This is a genomic window from Panacibacter microcysteis (assembly GCF_015831355.1).
Classification (GTDB): Bacteria; Bacteroidota; Bacteroidia; order Chitinophagales; family Chitinophagaceae; genus Panacibacter; species Panacibacter microcysteis.
Genome location: NZ_JADWYR010000002.1, coordinates 1580518 through 1596537, shown reverse-complemented (window position 1 = coordinate 1596537; position 16020 = coordinate 1580518). Strand labels below are relative to the sequence as shown.

Below are 16020 nucleotides of genomic sequence, written 5' to 3'. Positions count from 1 at the left end.
CGTATTGATTTCGCTTTGCCATATATGGCATTGGCTGTAACCAAAATTATTGTCAGATACCTGTATAATATCCAATGATTTAATGATGTATAAATTGATCGTTGAGTTCTATTTTTTTGCGGTTGTAAAAGAGTAAGCCGGCATCTCTTAATTCATTCAATAGTACATTAACGCTTTGCCTGGAAGTTGCAATTACCGCCGCAATATCACTGTGTGTAAGATAATTGTGGAGTACGATTTTATTACCCATGCGGTTGCCATCGGTTTTTGCCCAGTATTTTATAAATCGTATCAGTCTTGCTTTTGCATCATAAAAAACAAGGTCTGAATGGCGGCTTTCCATTTTTTTTAATTTCTGATTTACCATGCCGGCATAACCGATTGCCATGGCCGGGCTTTCCTGCAAAAGTTTTTTGAACTCTGCAACATTAAAGCAGCAGATGATCGAATTAGCGGTAAGCGCCTCTGCAAATTCATGGGCCGGCAGGTTGTTGGAAAGACTCAGATCGCCAAAAATATCGGGTGCGGTAAGAATGTCTTTAATAAGCTCATCGTCAGTTTCACTAAAGTCGGATATTTTTATTTTGCCCTGTATCAGCAGGTAAATTTTACTGTATTCGCCTTCACCGTAACTGATGTTTTCCCCTCTTGCAACTGTTCTTACTTTCATGCATGCGCAGGCAGCTTTTGTAAAATGTTCATCTGCATTGTTAAATAAAGGGTGAGCTTTCAGGTAAATGTATTTTACTTCTTCGTTCATGTTGGTTGGTTTTAATCGGTTAATGCTGCTTGTTTATATTGGTATTGAAACAATTACAGGTTACTGTTACGCTGTAAATACAGTTGCCGGGGAATTGATTATGCCTTCGTCTTTTGAAATCTTTATGTTGGTCAGTCATCATACAAAACAAGTTCCCATGAAGGAATGCTTCTTTTTCATGACTGCTGAAACGCTTTGCTGGCAGGAGTTTTAAAGGTTATATGGTTGTTGGTATAAACTTTCTGCCACTATTTCTTCCTGTTACGTTTTGTAATCAGGTTTACTCAGCTCACCACCTGGGATTGGTGGTGTTTCGATTTTCCTGGTTTTGATGATCTTCGTTCTGATAACTTGTTCCTTAAGCAATTTACCTGTTTGGTGTTATTTAAAAATATCTTTTGCCACTTTTTGCAGGTGTTATTTCCCCGTAAGACGATGTCTCCCGGGAAGCCTTACACTAATGGATTAGAGAAATTTTCCGCTTTAACAAATTTGGAAGATACCTGTACCGACCATTTAAGGATAAAGGCGCTCCACATGTTGTAATTGTTTTCTGCAAATGCCCGGGAAACAAAGGCTATTTATGGGCCAGGCAAAAGGTTATCAATTGAGCTTTCGTTGCGTCGCACTCTTCAACTGTATTGCCTGATGGAGCAGTGCGAGTGCCGGTACTCAGGTTGTTGATTATGTATGCATAGCGCTACACACTTATATCATCAACACACATATATGTACAACGGCCTTGTTCCAGGCTGTGTTGTACCTGGATAGCCAGTGGTACCAGTAGGCTGGATATGAGCTTATGATGCCGCATTGGAAACAGGCTTTGCTGCTGTTTGTACCAGGTCAACAAGATTGTTTTGTGCCCACACATTTGTTGCAGTACAAGTGAGTGACACAACAGGTGATGATAGTAGTAATGCAGCCGGCTACAAAAATATTTGCCTGCAATAAAAAAAGCTCCGCATTTTCATGCGAAGCTTTTATATCCCTTGCCCCCAATTCCCATTATGGTAGTAATACCTGGTCAATCAAATGAACTACGCCATTGGTAGACACCAGGTTTCTTTTATAGATATATGAACCTGAACTGTTGCTGTTGCCTTTGATAAGCAGGTAGCGGTCTGGCTGTGCTTCATCTACATCAATGAGCGTTGTGCCGCCGCTAAGCATTGTTGGCATATCTCCTTTGCGTACATCGCATGCAAAAGCCCTTCCTGCAATAACGTGGTAAGTGAGTATGGCAGCCAATGCGTCTGGATCTGCTGCATTGATATCATCTATTGTTGCAAAACCGGCAGCCATAAATGCAGCGTTATTTGGTGCAAACAGTGTGAACGGACCTTCGCCGCTGAGTACACCTAAAACATCTGTACTGCCCTGGCTTGCCCTTAATACTGCAGCAACGAGGTAACTTAAATCAGGATTAGCAATTGCAGCATCTACCACAGTGCCGGATGGTGGAAGTAATACCCTGTTGATGTCATGCATTACACCATTGCCAAGGTCGATGTCTGCAATATATACACCACAGCCATTTACATTCACTTTCCTGTTAGGCAGTGCATTTTCGCGTTTGGTAACAAACAACGTGGCGCCCTGTAAGGAAGTAACTGGTGTATTTGAAGCAACAGCGATATCTGTAGAGAAGATCTTACCGCTGGTAACATGGTACAGCAAAATATTTGTAAGCGCATCTACGCCAAGTGCAGTAAGGTCGTCTATGGTTGCAAAACCTGCATTCATAAATGCTTTGTCAGATGGTGCAAATACTGTGTACTGTAATGAAGGGTCTGCAAGTACATCATCAAGCCCTGTAAATTTCAAGGCTGAATCAAGAAAAGTAAAGGAAGTAAGCAGCGCAGTGTCTTTCATGCCACCGCCCCTGGCTGTACTGGCGGTTACGGCATCGCTGTATTCATCAGCCCACCACCATGCACCGGGTGCCTGTGCGCCAAGACTGTTGGAAGATAAAACGGAGTGTAATTTTTCTTTGTTTTTTGCACGGTCAGGATTTTCAGGTGCAGTAACGTCTGATGTTTTTTTACAAGAAGCAAAAAGCAGCGTACCGGAGAGTACCAGAGCAATCGCAGATAAATGTCTTGATTTCATAGATGTAATTTTTTGATGAATTAATGTTGCGAAATGTGTGTTATACTTTAATCAACAAAAGAATTTACCTGCGGATGACTGCTTATGACGAGTTGTACATTTTTTCTCGTGAAATAATCATTTAAATCCGTGAATTGTAGTATTTGGCAGGCCGAAATGCTGAAGCGTTTGCTACGATGACCTGCCCCCTTTTTTACAACAACATACTAAGCCGGGATTTGCCGCACGCCCCAGGGAATTTAGACTGGCGGGCCGGGTTTGTATATAGGATCAGGCCTTTATGCAGTGCTGTATGATGAAATGTTCTTTTCAGTTCAGTGGCTATTTTAGCACGGTTCACGAACAAAATTATACACTTCACCAGTGTACGCAAATCTACATAGCCATGCGCCTGTTAATAAACTAAAATCACGTTATGAAAAGTACTAGCATCTTAAAAAATCTCGTATTTGCCTCGCTCCTCGCACTATCGATAATCAGTTGTAAGAAGGATGAAGATCCACAGCCAACACCTACTGATCCAACACTGGCAGAGATCGCGGCTTCTGATACCAGTTTCTCATTTTTACTGGCTGCTGCTACCGAAGCAGGGCTGGCAGATGAACTGGCAGGTCCCGGCCCGCTCACGGTTTTTGCGCCAACCAATAATGCATTTCGCGCTGCAGGCTTTGCTACGGTAGAAGCTATCGAAGCTGCAGATCCTGCTGCCCTGGCCGCTATTCTTACTTACCATATTATTGCCGGTACAGTTGAATCAGGTGATGTACCTGTAGGTCCAAATGCGGCAGTAACCGTCTTAAGTGGTGGTACTGTTTACACTACCGTGAACAGTAACGGTGTTTTTGTAAATGGGGTAGAAGTGGTTACTGCTGATGTCCTGGCAAGCAATGGTGTAATACACGTTATTGAGAAGGTGTTGATACCACCAGCCGGTAATATTGTTGAGACTGCAGCCGCATCGGCTGATTTCACGTACCTGGTTGCTGCTGTAACACGTGCAAGTGAAGGTGCAACTGACGTAGCCGGCGTATTGTCCGGTACCGGACCTTTTACCGTGTTTGCACCTACCAACCAGGCATTTATTGATGCCGGTTTTGCTACCATCGCAGACATCCAGGCTGCAGATCCTGATGACCTGGCTGCCATACTTACCTACCATGTGATTGCAGCAAGGGTATTTTCATCTGACCTTACCGACGGTGCAACACCTGCTACAGTAAACGGCGGAACAGTGCTGATAGATCTGACAGATGGTGCAACCGTTAAAGGTAACAGCAACGCCACTCCATCAGGTATTGTTGCCACAGATATCGTAGCAACAAACGGGGTGATACATGTAATTGATGAAGTATTGCTTCCTTAGCACTAATATAATAACGGCCTGAACAATCAGGCCGTTATATATGTTTTACTTATGATGTTTTTCAATTATAAATACCGGTATCTTTTTATCCTGCTGCTGGCACTGTATACATACATCAATACAGAGCTGTGCCAGGTGTATACCTATTTCCAGATCAATATTCACTGGTATTATTCGTTCCTGATTATCTTACTGATCACGTTTTTTACGTGGGAGGCCAACCGGCTACTTGCAAAGCCCTTTGAGAACCTGTTTCCGGGTAATGAGAAAGTGATTCGCAGAAGTATCATTTTCTTTTTTTCAGGCCTTGTGGTTTCTTACCTCGCTACGATCGGCACAGATTTGTTTTTTGCCGAAGTGGTACTGCACGAAAAACCTGAGTCTATTTTAAATCCTTTAAAGCTTACGCTTATCTACGCATCGCTGATAAACCTGCTGTTTCACCTGTTAAACCTGGTGGTGGTATACCAGGAAAAGTTTAAAGCGAAGGAACTGGAAGCTGAAGAGCTGAAACGGATGCACGCACAGGCGGAGCTAATGGCCATCAAACAACAGATCAATCCGCATTTTTTATTCAATAACCTGAATGTACTTTCCGGGCTTGTAATGCAGCAAAGTGCGGACGCGAATAACTTTATCGAGGCATTTTCCAAGGTGTACATGCACATACTGGCCAACCATAATAAAGAACTCATTGAATTAAAGAAAGAACTCGATTTCCTGGAGCCTTACCTTTTTCTGCTGAAACAGCGGTTTCCCGAATCTTTGCAAATTTCTGTGGAAGTGCCGAACAAATATTACAACTACTATGTTGTACCTGTAGCGTTGCAGATGCTTGTGGAAAATGCGATCAAACATAATGTTGTATCGAGGAAAAAACCGTTGTCGATCAAGATATATGCTAACGGAAACAGCACCCTTTCTGTTATCAATAACCTGCAGCCAAGAAATGAAACCGGGCCGTCTTCAAACATAGGGCTGAACAATATTCAGAAGCGCTATATACTTACGGCCGGCAAAGAAATAACGATTGAAAAGAAACCGGATACATTTTCTGTTAACCTGCCACTCATTGAAATAAACACGTATGAGAGTATTAATAATTGAAGACGAAGTAGTTGCCGCACAACGCCTCCAGCTTTTACTTAAAGAATACGATGAACAGGTAGATGTGATCGGGTGCTTAGACAGTGTAGAAGACGCTATTACCTGGTTTCAGCAAAACCAGCACCCGGACCTCTTATTGCTTGATATACAACTTGCCGATGGTTTTAGCTTTGACATTCTTAAAAGGACCACTTATAAGAACCCGGTTATATTCACCACGGCTTTTAATGATTACGCTTTGCAGGCATTCGAATACCTGAGTGTGGATTATCTCCTGAAACCTGTGAGCTTCAGTTCCCTGAAGAGAGGGTTGGATAAGTATAAAATGATATCAGCCAATAATACGACGAACTATGAGCCGCTAATCAATGCCCTGAAGCAATTCCCGCTTACGCAGTACAAAGAACGCTTCCTCGCAAGGGTTGGCCAAAAGCTCATTTTTGTAAAGACCAATGAAATAGCCTATTTCAGGGCAGAAGATAAAGTGATTTATCTTATTGACAAGCAGGGTAACAAACTGCCGGTTGATTATACCCTGGAAAAGCTGGAATCAGTACTTGATCCACGCCAGTTCTTCAGGCTTAACAGGAAGATCATTGTTGCGATAGACAGTATAGCACAGGTACGGCCATACTATAACAGCCGCCTGATGCTGCATTTAAAAGATGGCCATAAATCAGAAGATATGGTGATCAGCCGTGAGCGTGTTCCCGAATTCAGGGAATGGGCCGAGATGCAATAAAAAAATCAGCATGCCCGAAAGGCATGCTGATTTTAGTTTTTATCGCAACCGTATGCGCAGCAAAGGCTTTGATCGCTAGCTAAAGATCCTGTCGTGAGATCGTTTGTCATCCCACTGTGGGGTTGGCTCAAAATAACTCTTGTCTTTGGCATGTAAATGCTGTTTCACCACTTCATCATTCAGTTCAATACCAAGACCGGGCGCAGTCAACGGCAGGTTGGCATATCCTTTTGTAATCAGCTTTCTTCCATCCGTTGTCTTTACCAGATCCTCCCACCATGGCAGGTCGATGGAGTGATGTTCCAGTGCAAGGAAATTTTGAGTTGCAGCAGCGCAATGTACCGATGCCATAAATGAAACAGGTGTGCCGGCCTGGTGCATGGCCATTGCAATACCATTTTCTTCGGCATAATCACCAATGCGTTTTGTTTCAAGCAAACCACCTGATGAGGCAAGATCAGGGTGTACAATGTCTACTGCACGGCTGTCGATCAGTGGTTTAAAATACTTCAGCAGGTAGATATCTTCGCCCGTCAGGCAGGGTGTTTCCAGCGCATCAGACAGTGTTTTCCACTGGTCAGTATACTCCCATGATATTACATCCTCCAGCCATGCAAGCCTGTATGGCTCTATTTTTTTACCAAGCCTTATGCCGTTGTTTACATCAAAGTGGCCGTAATGGTCTGTAGATAAAGGTATGCCGTACCCCAGCATGCTTCTTACATTGTCCACCAGCCGGGCAAGCTCATCCAGTCCCTTATCTGTAATCTGTATTTGTGTAAAAGGATGCGCAGTATTGCCATAAGACATATAATCTTTCAGGTCTCCCCATTGCTGCAGGTCTCCTTTGTCGTTTTTCCAGAACTGGTCGTTCACCAATGTGCCTGGCTTACCTTTCAGCTCACCAATGCTAAGGTCCATTTTCAGCCATGTATAACCCTGGTCATTGATGCGGTAATTCATAAGTTTCTTTTGTTCTTCCGGTGAGTCTGCTTCCGGTGTATCTGCATACAGCCTTATTTTATCGCGGTACCTGCCACCCAGCAACTGCCATGCAGGTACGTTGTATGCCTTGCCAACAATATCCCACAGTGCCATTTCCACACCACATACACCGCCGGCCTGCCTGCTTTGTCCGCCAAACTGCCTGATGGATTTGAAGAGCTGTTCCACATTGCACGGGTTTTGACCCAGCAGCCTGCTTTTCAGCATAAGCGCATACCGTTCATCTGCGCCATCGCGCACTTCTCCCAAACCGTAAATGCCCTGGTTGGTATCTATGCGAATAATGGCTGTTCTGCCGAGGACGGTTGTAACACAATAACGCATGTCTGTAATCTTAAGATCTGACGGTGAGGAGTAACGCTTTACGCTTTGCGTACTTTGCGCTACAATGTCTTCAATAGGAGAAAACATAAACGCGCCGCCCAGTGCTATGCCACCGAGTGCAGATTTCTTTAAAAATGAACGGCGTGGGTTATCGTTTTCTTTTTGTTCAGGCAATTCTGTTGCGCTATCGTCTCCGGTGGCGGGTTGTTCTTTCAGGCCAAGTTTTTGCAAATATTTTTCAGATGGTGTCATGGTAATGTTGGTATATTTTTTATGAAGCAATAATTGTGTGGTAAATGTTTTTACACCAGCCTGGTTGTGTACTCTTGCTGAATAAAGAGCTGAATGTACAAGTGAGTGACACAACAGGCGATGATAGTAGCAATGCAGCTTAGTACATCAGCTCTTTACTACCATGTTCTGTCTTTCATAAATGTATCAAGCTCCTGTTTGGTCATGGGTAAGTTTTTCTGTGTGTCTATCCATTGCAGGAAATCTTTTTTGATATCGTCTGTCCATTGCTGGTCTATTTGTCCCGGTGTATACTTTCCTTCGCGCAGGCGCTGGTGCCCGAATGCATCGCGCAACTGCACAAACTCTGCATTCATAACCAGGTCTTCGAGGTATTGCGCAGGAATAAACACAACGCCGCCTTTCTTTGCCAGCACTACATCTCCGGGCAGCACGGTTGCCCTGCCAATACGTATGGGCACATTGATTGCACCAAGCATCATCTGCTGTATGTAAGAAGGGTCATAACCCTTTACCCAGCCATTGAAACCTTTGATTGCTTCGAGGCCTTCGATATCTCTTACCGAACCATAAAAGATAACACCCCGTTGAGATTTTGCATAGATGGCGTTGCCAAGGTTATCACCGATGAGTGTGCCATCCACAATTTTTCCATAGCTGTCAGCAACGTATACATCACCGTTTTGCAATACATCAATCGGCCAGGAGTTGGTGCCGCCAATACGGCCTTCGCTCTTGCCTTTTGCTTTGATCATGTTGTCATAATCCGGTCTCTGCGGCATGTACTGTGCAGTAACAACGCGGCCGGTCATTACGGAGTCTGGTTCAATGATCATCCATTCACCTTCAAACTGGTTATTGTAGCCTTTGTTGCGCAGGTAGCCCCACGCTTCTTCGAGCGAAATGTGTTTTAAACGTTCAATAAAACGGTCAGATGTTTTTGGTCGCCCGTCTGCAAAGCGTTCTCCTTTCCATTCTGCAGTCAATGCTTTTATTTGTTCCGGTGTTGTGGCCACCTGTTGTGCAACTGCTTGTAGTGTGAAAAAAAGACATAGTGAAAGTAAAGTTGGCTTGATCATACGGCTGTGAAGTTTTGAGTTCTTAAAGTAAAAGAATTTTCTAACATAAGCTGTGATGTTTTTTGTTCCGATGCTTGTAATAAATCTTCAAAACAATGCAGGTAAAGAATTTTTGGTGTACTTAGCAGCAGTAATGCTATGTAGCTTTGGTTGTGTCACTCACTTGTACGGCTGAAGCTTTACGCAGCAGCGCCGGGTTCGGTCTTGCTGTATTGTTTTAAACTTATATACTAAATGTGCTGCATATGAAACCAATACTGTTAACAGCCTTTTTCTTCATTGCCCTGTGTGCCGGTGCGCAAACTGCACAACAAAAGCAGCTTGCAGAAAAAATGGAGTTTGCCATACAACATGAAATGCTGCATAAATGGTACCCGCAAAGTATGGATACCATGTATGGAGGTTTCCTGTCTTCTTTTACCTACGATTTTAAACCTGTCGGCAACCAGGAAAAGTTTATCGTTACCCAGTCGAGGCATATATGGTCCACATCAAAAGCCGCGGTAAGATACCCGCAGGTGGCATATTACAGGACATGTGCAGTAAATGGCTACCGCTTTCTGCACGATGTAATGTGGGATAAAACCTATGGTGGTTTCTATACAATGGTAAGCAGGGAAGGTGCCGTAACAGACTCGGCCAAGATTGCCTATGGAAATGCTTTCGCCATTTATGCACTGGCTGCCTATTACAAATGCACAAAAGATACAGCAGCACTCAATTTTGCAAAAACGGCTTTCCTGTGGCTTGAGCAGCATAGCCATGATAAGGTGTACAAAGGCTATTACCAGCACATGCAGCGAAACGGTGATATCATAAAGCGTACTGCAGCTACACCGTCGGTTGCTGAAACAGGTTATAAAGATCAGAACAGCTCTATTCATTTGCTGGAAGCATTTGCAGAACTCTACAGTGTCTGGAAAGACCCTTTACTCAAAGAGCGGTTAAATGAAATGCTTGTATTGATAAGAGATACGATGATTGGTAATAAAGGCTACCTGACATTGTTTTTTCAGCCAGACTGGACACCTGTATCTTTCCGCGATTCATCTGAAGCAGTGATTCTGCAACACAGGGGGCTGGACCATGTATCATTTGGACACAACGTTGAGACAGGTTATCTCTTGTTGGAAGCATCGCATGTGCTGGGCATAGAGCACGACACACAGACCATGCGTGTTGCAAAACAACTGACCGACCACGCACTAATGTATGCCTGGGATAACAGCAAGGGCGGTTTCTTTGATGCCGGCTATTATTTCAAAGACAAGCCTGGTGTTACCATTATCAACAATGAAAAAAACTGGTGGTCACAAGGCGAGGAGATGAACACCCTGCTGTTATTGAGTAAAATATATCCCAATGACCAGGTGAACTATTATGAAAAATTTTTACAGCAGTGGGAGTATATCAATCTCTATATCATTGATCACACCCATGGCGACTGGTTTGCGAATGGCACAGACATAGACCCGCAAATAAAAACAGCCATGAAAGGCCATATCTGGAAAGGCAATTACCACCAGTTTCGGGCATTGATGAACTGTGTAGATATGCTGCGTGGTAAACCGTTTTTTTAGGGTTTAAGACAATACCCATACACCTACACTTTTTGCACCAACAATGAATACGCCGTTGCCGTCTTCATCTATAACGACCTGTTCGTGTTTATGCAGGTAATCATAAAAGGTTTTACCGGCGTGTTCTTTGCCTAAATGCATTTTCTTTTCGCTCCTGTTACTGTTGCACAGCAATACCACACAACCGGAACCCGGTTTGTCTGCCAGCCCATGCCTTACCCAACCAATGCAGTGCGCATCATCTATATAGTCGGTTTGTTTGCCATAAGCAAAATCTTTTCGCAACCGTAACAAGGCAGGCAGTTCTTCCAGTGGGGGAATTTCAACGGTTGTAGTTAAACCTTCTTTATTGTTACCCGTATAGGTGGTGCCATATAAATCCGGGAAGAATACACAGGGGTCACCCGTTTGCCTCAGCAAAATGATTGCATAGCCATGCGGCTTAAACCATTGCAGCGTATATTCTTCCAGGGATTGTAAGGGCTGTGTATCGTGGTTGTCGACAAATGTAACGGCAAACGCAGGCCTTGCGTTTACCAGCGTGTTATTAAAGATGGTTCGCAGATCGTAATGATCGTATTGGTTTGAGGCCTCTGATAAATTGTGGTGTAGCGGTGCATCAAACAGGCTCATCCTGTTATCGACAATATCGAGGTAATTGAGTAATACATTGAGATCATCGCTCAGCCAAAACTCGCCCAGCACAAAGATGTTGCTGTTGATTTCGGTTTTTACAAAATCAATCCATTCAACAAAGAAAGCAGGACTGATATGTTTAACCGCATCGAGCCTTAAACCATTAAAGGGAACTGTTTCGTAATACCATTTTATCCATCTTTTTAATTCTTCCCTTACGGCCTTGTTCCTGAATTCAATGTCGGATAACATCAGATAATCGAAATTGCCTTTTTCATCATGCGGCATTTCTTCCCATGTTTCCCCATATTCGTTGATAATACTGAAGATGATATTTTCACCTGTTGCATGATCGTGGTCAACGCCTGTAAAGCAGTGGTGGTCCCAGACGAAATCGGAATACTTACCGTTTCTTCCGGGAAATGTGAATTTAGTAAACGCTTCAATTTCTATTTCGTCGCTGATAAATTGAAGCCTGTTATCTCCATTTACTTTGCGGGCTTTTACTTTTTCCGTGGCGTCTGCGCCACCCATATGATTCAATACAATATCAACATACACTTCGAGGCCAGTCTTTTGCAACGCCTGAACAGCATTGATGTATGCATCTTTTGTTCCATACTTCGTTGCAATGGTTCCTTTCTGGTCAAATTCGCCCAGGTCATAAATATCATACACATCATAGCCTTCCGATGCTGCGCCCCGTGAGCCTTTGTAGGCCGGTGGCAACCATACGGCCGTTATGCCAAGCGCAGCAAGGTTGTCTGCCTGTAATGCCACCATATTCCACAGACCTTCCGGCGGATTTACATACCATTCGAAAAACTGGATGATTGTTTTATTCTTCATAAGATGCTTTTGATTTGAGGAGCGATGTTATAAACGTTTGATCACCGCCTTCGCTTCGGTCTTCGCGTTTGCTCAGTATAGCTTCAGCCGTACAAGTGAGTGACACAACCAAAGCTCCACAGTGTTGCGGAAGTTTGGCACAGCATTATATTTTGTGATTTTTTAGCAGGTGTGCATAAGCGAAAATTGTTCCATTCATCAGCATAACGTAACTGGCAGGAAAATAGCATAAGAGTAGTAAATGCTCATCTTATATGATAATACCAAATGCTACGTACCGCATACAGTTCAATAAAAATTTTGCTTTCCGCGATTTTGAAAACATCATTGAATACCTGCACAAACTTGGTGTTGATACTATTTACGCATCTCCGCTGTTGCAGGCCGGCAAAGGAAGTGAGCACTGCTATGATGTAACAGACCCCGATAGGATCAATGAAGAAATTGGTACTGAAGAAAAATTTTTACAGATCTCGCAGCAACTGAAAGAAAAAGGAATGTACTGGTTGCAGGATATTGTACCCAATCATATGTCTTTCTCGGGCGATAATGAAAGACTGATGGATGTGCTGGAAAGAGGAACGAATTCCTCATTTGCTCACTATTTTGACATTGACTGGGAACACCCTTCGTTTAAAAATAAACTGATGGTACCTTTTCTTGATGGTATTCCCGGAGACTTGTTGCAGAAGAACCAGTTAAAGCTTGTTATACACGACGACGCACTGTTTATTTCGTACTACGATAACCGCTACCCGCTCCGTTACGAGAGTGTAGTGCACATCCTTCAAAAGGCAGGGATAGATCAGGAAGAGATTACCGCACGTTTATCTGCAGTTATATCTGCAGGCCTTTCGGAATGGAAGAAAGAAAAGCACAACGCATTGTCGCCACTGCTGCAAAAAAAGGAAGTGCAGCATGCTGTGGATGAGATAAACCAGGACAAGGCTGCGCTGAAAACTATCATAGACGAACAGCATTATGTGCTAAGCGATTACCGCGATTCGGATAAGAAGATGAATTACCGCAGGTTCTTTAGTATTAACAGCCTTATCTGCCTGCGTATGGAAGATGAACGTGTCTTCAATGATTATCATCAGTATATACACAGCCTGTATAAAAAAGGATTGATACACGGTTTAAGAATCGATCATATAGATGGTTTAAAAGATCCTGCAACATATATTGAACGATTGCGCAAACTGTTTGGTGAAGACTGTTACATCATTGCAGAGAAAATACTCGATACAAAAGAAGTGATGCCATCTATGCTCAATGTAGAAGGCACAAGCGGTTACGAGTTTCTTTCTTATATTAACCAACTGCTTACTGATTTGCAGGGCAGTGAAAAGTTGCTGGCTTACTATAAAAACCTTGTTCCGGAAGCAAATGATTTTTATGGATTGGTATATGAAAAGAAACTAGCTTTTCTTAAAACAAGCATGCAGGGCGAGTGGAGCAATTTGGTGAGGATGCTTGCCGAAAACAACATCATCAGCAATATGCCTGCAAAAGAGCAGGCTGTTAAAGAAGCGCTTGCTGTATTCATGGCGTCATTTCCTGTTTACAGGGTCTACGCAAACAAATTCCCCATAGAACCGGAAGAGCAAAAACACATTGATGACGCATTTGACAAAGCAGCGCAGCATGCGCCGCATTTGCAAACAGCATTGAGCGATCTGAAAAAGATTTTTAACACAGAAAGTGATGCACACATACGTTTCATTCAGCGGTTGATGCAGTTTACCGGCCCGCTTGCTGCAAAGGGTGTGGAAGACACTACATTTTACATTTACAATCCGTTAATCGGTCATAATGAAGTGGGCGATCAGCCTTGTGAACTTGGTGTTGCCATTAATGCTTTTCATGAGAAGATGAAGGTGCGCAGCCAGGATAATCCCCTGTCGCTAAACTGTACTTCCACGCACGATACCAAGCGCGGGGAAGACAATCGTATAAGAATAAATCTTGTGAGTGAAGTGCCCGAAGAATGGATGGCAAATATAGAAAAATGGCGAGGCATGAATTATCAGTACAAGACACAGGTACAGCATGCAGATGCGCCTTCTGTAAACGACGAATATTTCCTGTACCAGTCATTGCTGGGCAGTCTGGATATCGATACGGGCATCAACGATGCATATATCGAACGCACCTGCGCGTTTTTTATTAAAGCTATAAGAGAAGCCAAAGTGCATACAACGCACGACCATCCTGATACAGCGTACGAGGATGCATGTACCAATTTCATAAAAGAGATATTGCACAATGAAACTTTCACCTCTTCTTTCAAGGCCTTTGCAGGTAAGATCATCGACTATAGTTATACGCACAGTTTATCGCAGGTAGTCATCAAATCTACAGCGCCTGGTATACCAGATTTTTACCAGGGTTGCGAGTTGTGGAACCTGAGTTATGTAGACCCCGATAACAGGCGTGCTGTTGATTATGATAAGCTTGGTGATTTATTGAAAAACATATTCAATCATACCAGACAAGCAGAACTGCTGCAGTATTTACAACACAACAAGGCTGTCGGTGCGCAAAAATTATATGCCACACACAAGCTGTTGCAGTTAAGGAAAAAGATGCATTCATTGTTTACTGGCGGAGAATATCAGGAGATTGTTGTACCGCATGCAGACAGGCATTTGCTTGCTTACGTAAGAAAGCATGATCACCAATATGTACTCATAATGGTACCATTAAATATTGCGAATCATCGAAATGCTTTTGATGATGTGCATGTAACCTTACCGCACGAATTGCCCGGCAGGTGGAAGAATATCTTTACCGATGCAACAACAGATTTTAGCGTTCATACCACACTAAAATCCATGTTCGAAAATTTTCCCGTAGCCGTTTATACCAATGAATAATTTTTTGGTACCCGGCTGTATCACCACGGGAGACTTTGGTTGCGTCGCACTCTTTTACGGCATCACTTTACTCAGCAAACCCCGGTACAATCTGCGTTTATTGTACCGGGGTTTACTTTCCAGGTATCAGCGTGTTTACAAAGCAATGCCTGGTTGTCTTACCTGCCGGGTATGATCGTGTTGTCTGTTAATTGCATGCGTGTACGGGGAAAACTTTCAGGATAGTTATCTTTTATATAGCGCAGCATAGCTTCGCGCAGGAAGCAGCGCAGGTCGAAGCCGTTGCCGGAGTTAGTGGTGCTGATGAGCAGTCGCACCTCCACCGTTTTGTCGGTAAAGTTCGTCACCTGTAACACAGCAACACGTTTATCCCACAAAGGATGGTCTTTCACAAGCCGGTTGAATTCTTCTCTCAGCGCATCAACGGGTACAGTATAATCGAGGTACATCATTACCGCACTCAGCATTTCTGAATGCGTGCGTGTCCAGTTTTGAAAAGGCTTTTCCACAAAATAATTAATTGGTAAGATCAGCCGCCGCTGATCCCAAATATTCAACACAACATACGTTAGTGTAATTTCTTCCACCCGGCCCCACTCACCTTCCACAACCAATACATCATCAATACGCAGTGGCTGTGTAAATGCGATCTGAAAACCAGCGAGTATATTGCCCAGCGATTTTTGTGCGGCAAACCCGATAATGATACCGCCGATACCTACACCCGTAAGCAGGCCGGCACCAAGTTTCCTCAGGTTTTCGAAGCTTAGCAGTACAAAACATACAGCACATAAAATAATAATCGAAACGATCAGTTTGCGGAGAAACTGTAATTGTGTTCTGATCTTTCTTTCACGCAGGTTATCCGGCTTGTTGATCCGGAATTTGTATACCACAAAATCTGAAATAACGTTTATGATGCTGATTAATAAGACAGTAAAAAATGCAATGAGTGCTATTTCCGTTATCTTATCAATCACCGCAAGTACAGGAGCGCTTACTTTCATGAACGGCAACATCATGTTGAAAACAAAAACCGGCAAAAAGTACGTGAGTGGTGTGGAAAGATTTTTTAGTATAGAACGAAGGAGCGAGAACTCCTCGTTATCGTGGCTGATAAGCCCGGTAAGCGCTTTGAAAATAAATTTGATCAGGATGCCTATTACAACGGCAGCCACGATCAGCAACAGGTTCCATAAAAACGGTGGAAGGGATTCAAAGTATTTACTCATTTGCTCAAACATGCTGGTAATTTGCCCCATAAATTCCAAGATTATGCCACTACTTTGAGCAGGTATTAACATAGAAATAAAAAGAACAGTGGCCAAACAA

Annotated in this window: 11 protein-coding genes; 5 read left to right on the top strand and 6 right to left on the bottom strand. The window is 43.3% G+C overall.

Features of this window, described 5'->3' with window-relative positions; translation table 11 throughout:
- Positions 1-79: 79 nt before the first annotated feature.
- Positions 80-760, bottom strand: coding sequence for a Crp/Fnr family transcriptional regulator (locus tag I5907_RS18580; RefSeq protein ID WP_196992289.1), 681 nt, complete (start codon positions 758-760; stop codon positions 80-82).
- 1008 nt (positions 761-1768) lie between these two features.
- Positions 1769-2872, bottom strand: a complete 1104-nt coding sequence (locus tag I5907_RS18575) for a fasciclin domain-containing protein (RefSeq protein ID WP_196992288.1) — start codon at positions 2870-2872, stop codon at positions 1769-1771.
- A gap of 415 nt (positions 2873-3287) precedes the next feature.
- Between I5907_RS18575 and I5907_RS18570 the strand changes: the two genes are divergently transcribed.
- From I5907_RS18570 to I5907_RS18560, 3 genes are read left to right on the top strand one after another with little or no spacing between them, the layout of a single operon-like run.
- The gene (locus I5907_RS18570; RefSeq protein ID WP_196992287.1) at positions 3288-4235 is read left to right on the top strand and encodes a fasciclin domain-containing protein; all 948 of its coding nucleotides are present in this window, start codon (positions 3288-3290) and stop codon (positions 4233-4235) included.
- Positions 4236-4286: 51 nt separating this feature from the next.
- Entirely contained in the window at positions 4287-5342 is a 1056-nt protein-coding gene (locus I5907_RS18565) for a sensor histidine kinase (RefSeq protein ID WP_196992286.1), read from the top strand.
- Positions 5323-6084, top strand: coding sequence for a LytR/AlgR family response regulator transcription factor (locus I5907_RS18560; protein WP_196992285.1), 762 nt, complete (start codon positions 5323-5325; stop codon positions 6082-6084). The genes I5907_RS18565 and I5907_RS18560 overlap by 20 nt, the downstream gene beginning before the upstream one ends.
- A gap of 75 nt (positions 6085-6159) precedes the next feature.
- On the opposite strand, the gene I5907_RS18555 is transcribed toward I5907_RS18560, so the two are convergent.
- Both I5907_RS18555 and I5907_RS18550 read right to left on the bottom strand, forming a co-directional pair.
- Entirely contained in the window at positions 6160-7665 is a 1506-nt protein-coding gene (locus I5907_RS18555) for a mandelate racemase/muconate lactonizing enzyme family protein (protein ID WP_196992284.1), read from the bottom strand.
- 158 nt (positions 7666-7823) lie between these two features.
- Positions 7824-8744, bottom strand: a complete 921-nt coding sequence (locus tag I5907_RS18550; RefSeq protein ID WP_196992283.1) for an RraA family protein — start codon at positions 8742-8744, stop codon at positions 7824-7826.
- A gap of 245 nt (positions 8745-8989) precedes the next feature.
- Between I5907_RS18550 and I5907_RS18545 the strand changes: the two genes are divergently transcribed.
- Positions 8990-10324, top strand: a complete 1335-nt coding sequence (locus tag I5907_RS18545) for an AGE family epimerase/isomerase (RefSeq protein ID WP_196992282.1) — start codon at positions 8990-8992, stop codon at positions 10322-10324.
- Between the two features lie 3 nt (positions 10325-10327).
- Here the strand turns inward: I5907_RS18545 and I5907_RS18540 are convergent, their stop codons facing one another.
- Complete coding sequence (locus I5907_RS18540; RefSeq protein ID WP_231402165.1) at positions 10328-11809, bottom strand: alpha-amylase; 1482 nt, start codon at positions 11807-11809, stop codon at positions 10328-10330.
- A gap of 254 nt (positions 11810-12063) precedes the next feature.
- On the opposite strand from I5907_RS18540, the gene treY reads away from it, so the two are divergent.
- The gene (treY, locus tag I5907_RS18535) at positions 12064-14688 is read left to right on the top strand and encodes a malto-oligosyltrehalose synthase (RefSeq protein WP_196992281.1); all 2625 of its coding nucleotides are present in this window, start codon (positions 12064-12066) and stop codon (positions 14686-14688) included.
- A gap of 158 nt (positions 14689-14846) precedes the next feature.
- Here treY and I5907_RS18530 read toward each other — a convergent pair whose 3' ends face one another.
- The gene (locus I5907_RS18530) at positions 14847-15950 is read right to left on the bottom strand and encodes a mechanosensitive ion channel family protein (protein ID WP_231402164.1); all 1104 of its coding nucleotides are present in this window, start codon (positions 15948-15950) and stop codon (positions 14847-14849) included.
- Positions 15951-16020 lie beyond the last annotated feature (70 nt).

Bases quoted from the DNA above. Each gene is read 5' to 3' on its own strand.
- I5907_RS18580 (WP_196992289.1), bottom strand. From the start codon at position 760: ATGAACGAAGAAGTAAAATACATTTACCTGAAAGCTCACCCTTTATTT.
- I5907_RS18575 (WP_196992288.1), bottom strand. From the start codon at position 2,872: ATGAAATCAAGACATTTATCTGCGATTGCTCTGGTACTCTCCGGTACG.
- I5907_RS18570 (WP_196992287.1), top strand. From the start codon at position 3,288: ATGAAAAGTACTAGCATCTTAAAAAATCTCGTATTTGCCTCGCTCCTC.
- I5907_RS18565 (WP_196992286.1), top strand. From the start codon at position 4,287: ATGATGTTTTTCAATTATAAATACCGGTATCTTTTTATCCTGCTGCTG.
- I5907_RS18560 (WP_196992285.1), top strand. From the start codon at position 5,323: ATGAGAGTATTAATAATTGAAGACGAAGTAGTTGCCGCACAACGCCTC.
- I5907_RS18555 (WP_196992284.1), bottom strand. From the start codon at position 7,665: ATGACACCATCTGAAAAATATTTGCAAAAACTTGGCCTGAAAGAACAA.
- I5907_RS18550 (WP_196992283.1), bottom strand. From the start codon at position 8,744: ATGATCAAGCCAACTTTACTTTCACTATGTCTTTTTTTCACACTACAA.
- I5907_RS18545 (WP_196992282.1), top strand. From the start codon at position 8,990: ATGAAACCAATACTGTTAACAGCCTTTTTCTTCATTGCCCTGTGTGCC.
- I5907_RS18540 (WP_231402165.1), bottom strand. From the start codon at position 11,809: ATGAAGAATAAAACAATCATCCAGTTTTTCGAATGGTATGTAAATCCG.
- treY (WP_196992281.1), top strand. From the start codon at position 12,064: ATGATAATACCAAATGCTACGTACCGCATACAGTTCAATAAAAATTTT.
- I5907_RS18530 (WP_231402164.1), bottom strand. From the start codon at position 15,950: ATGGGGCAAATTACCAGCATGTTTGAGCAAATGAGTAAATACTTTGAA.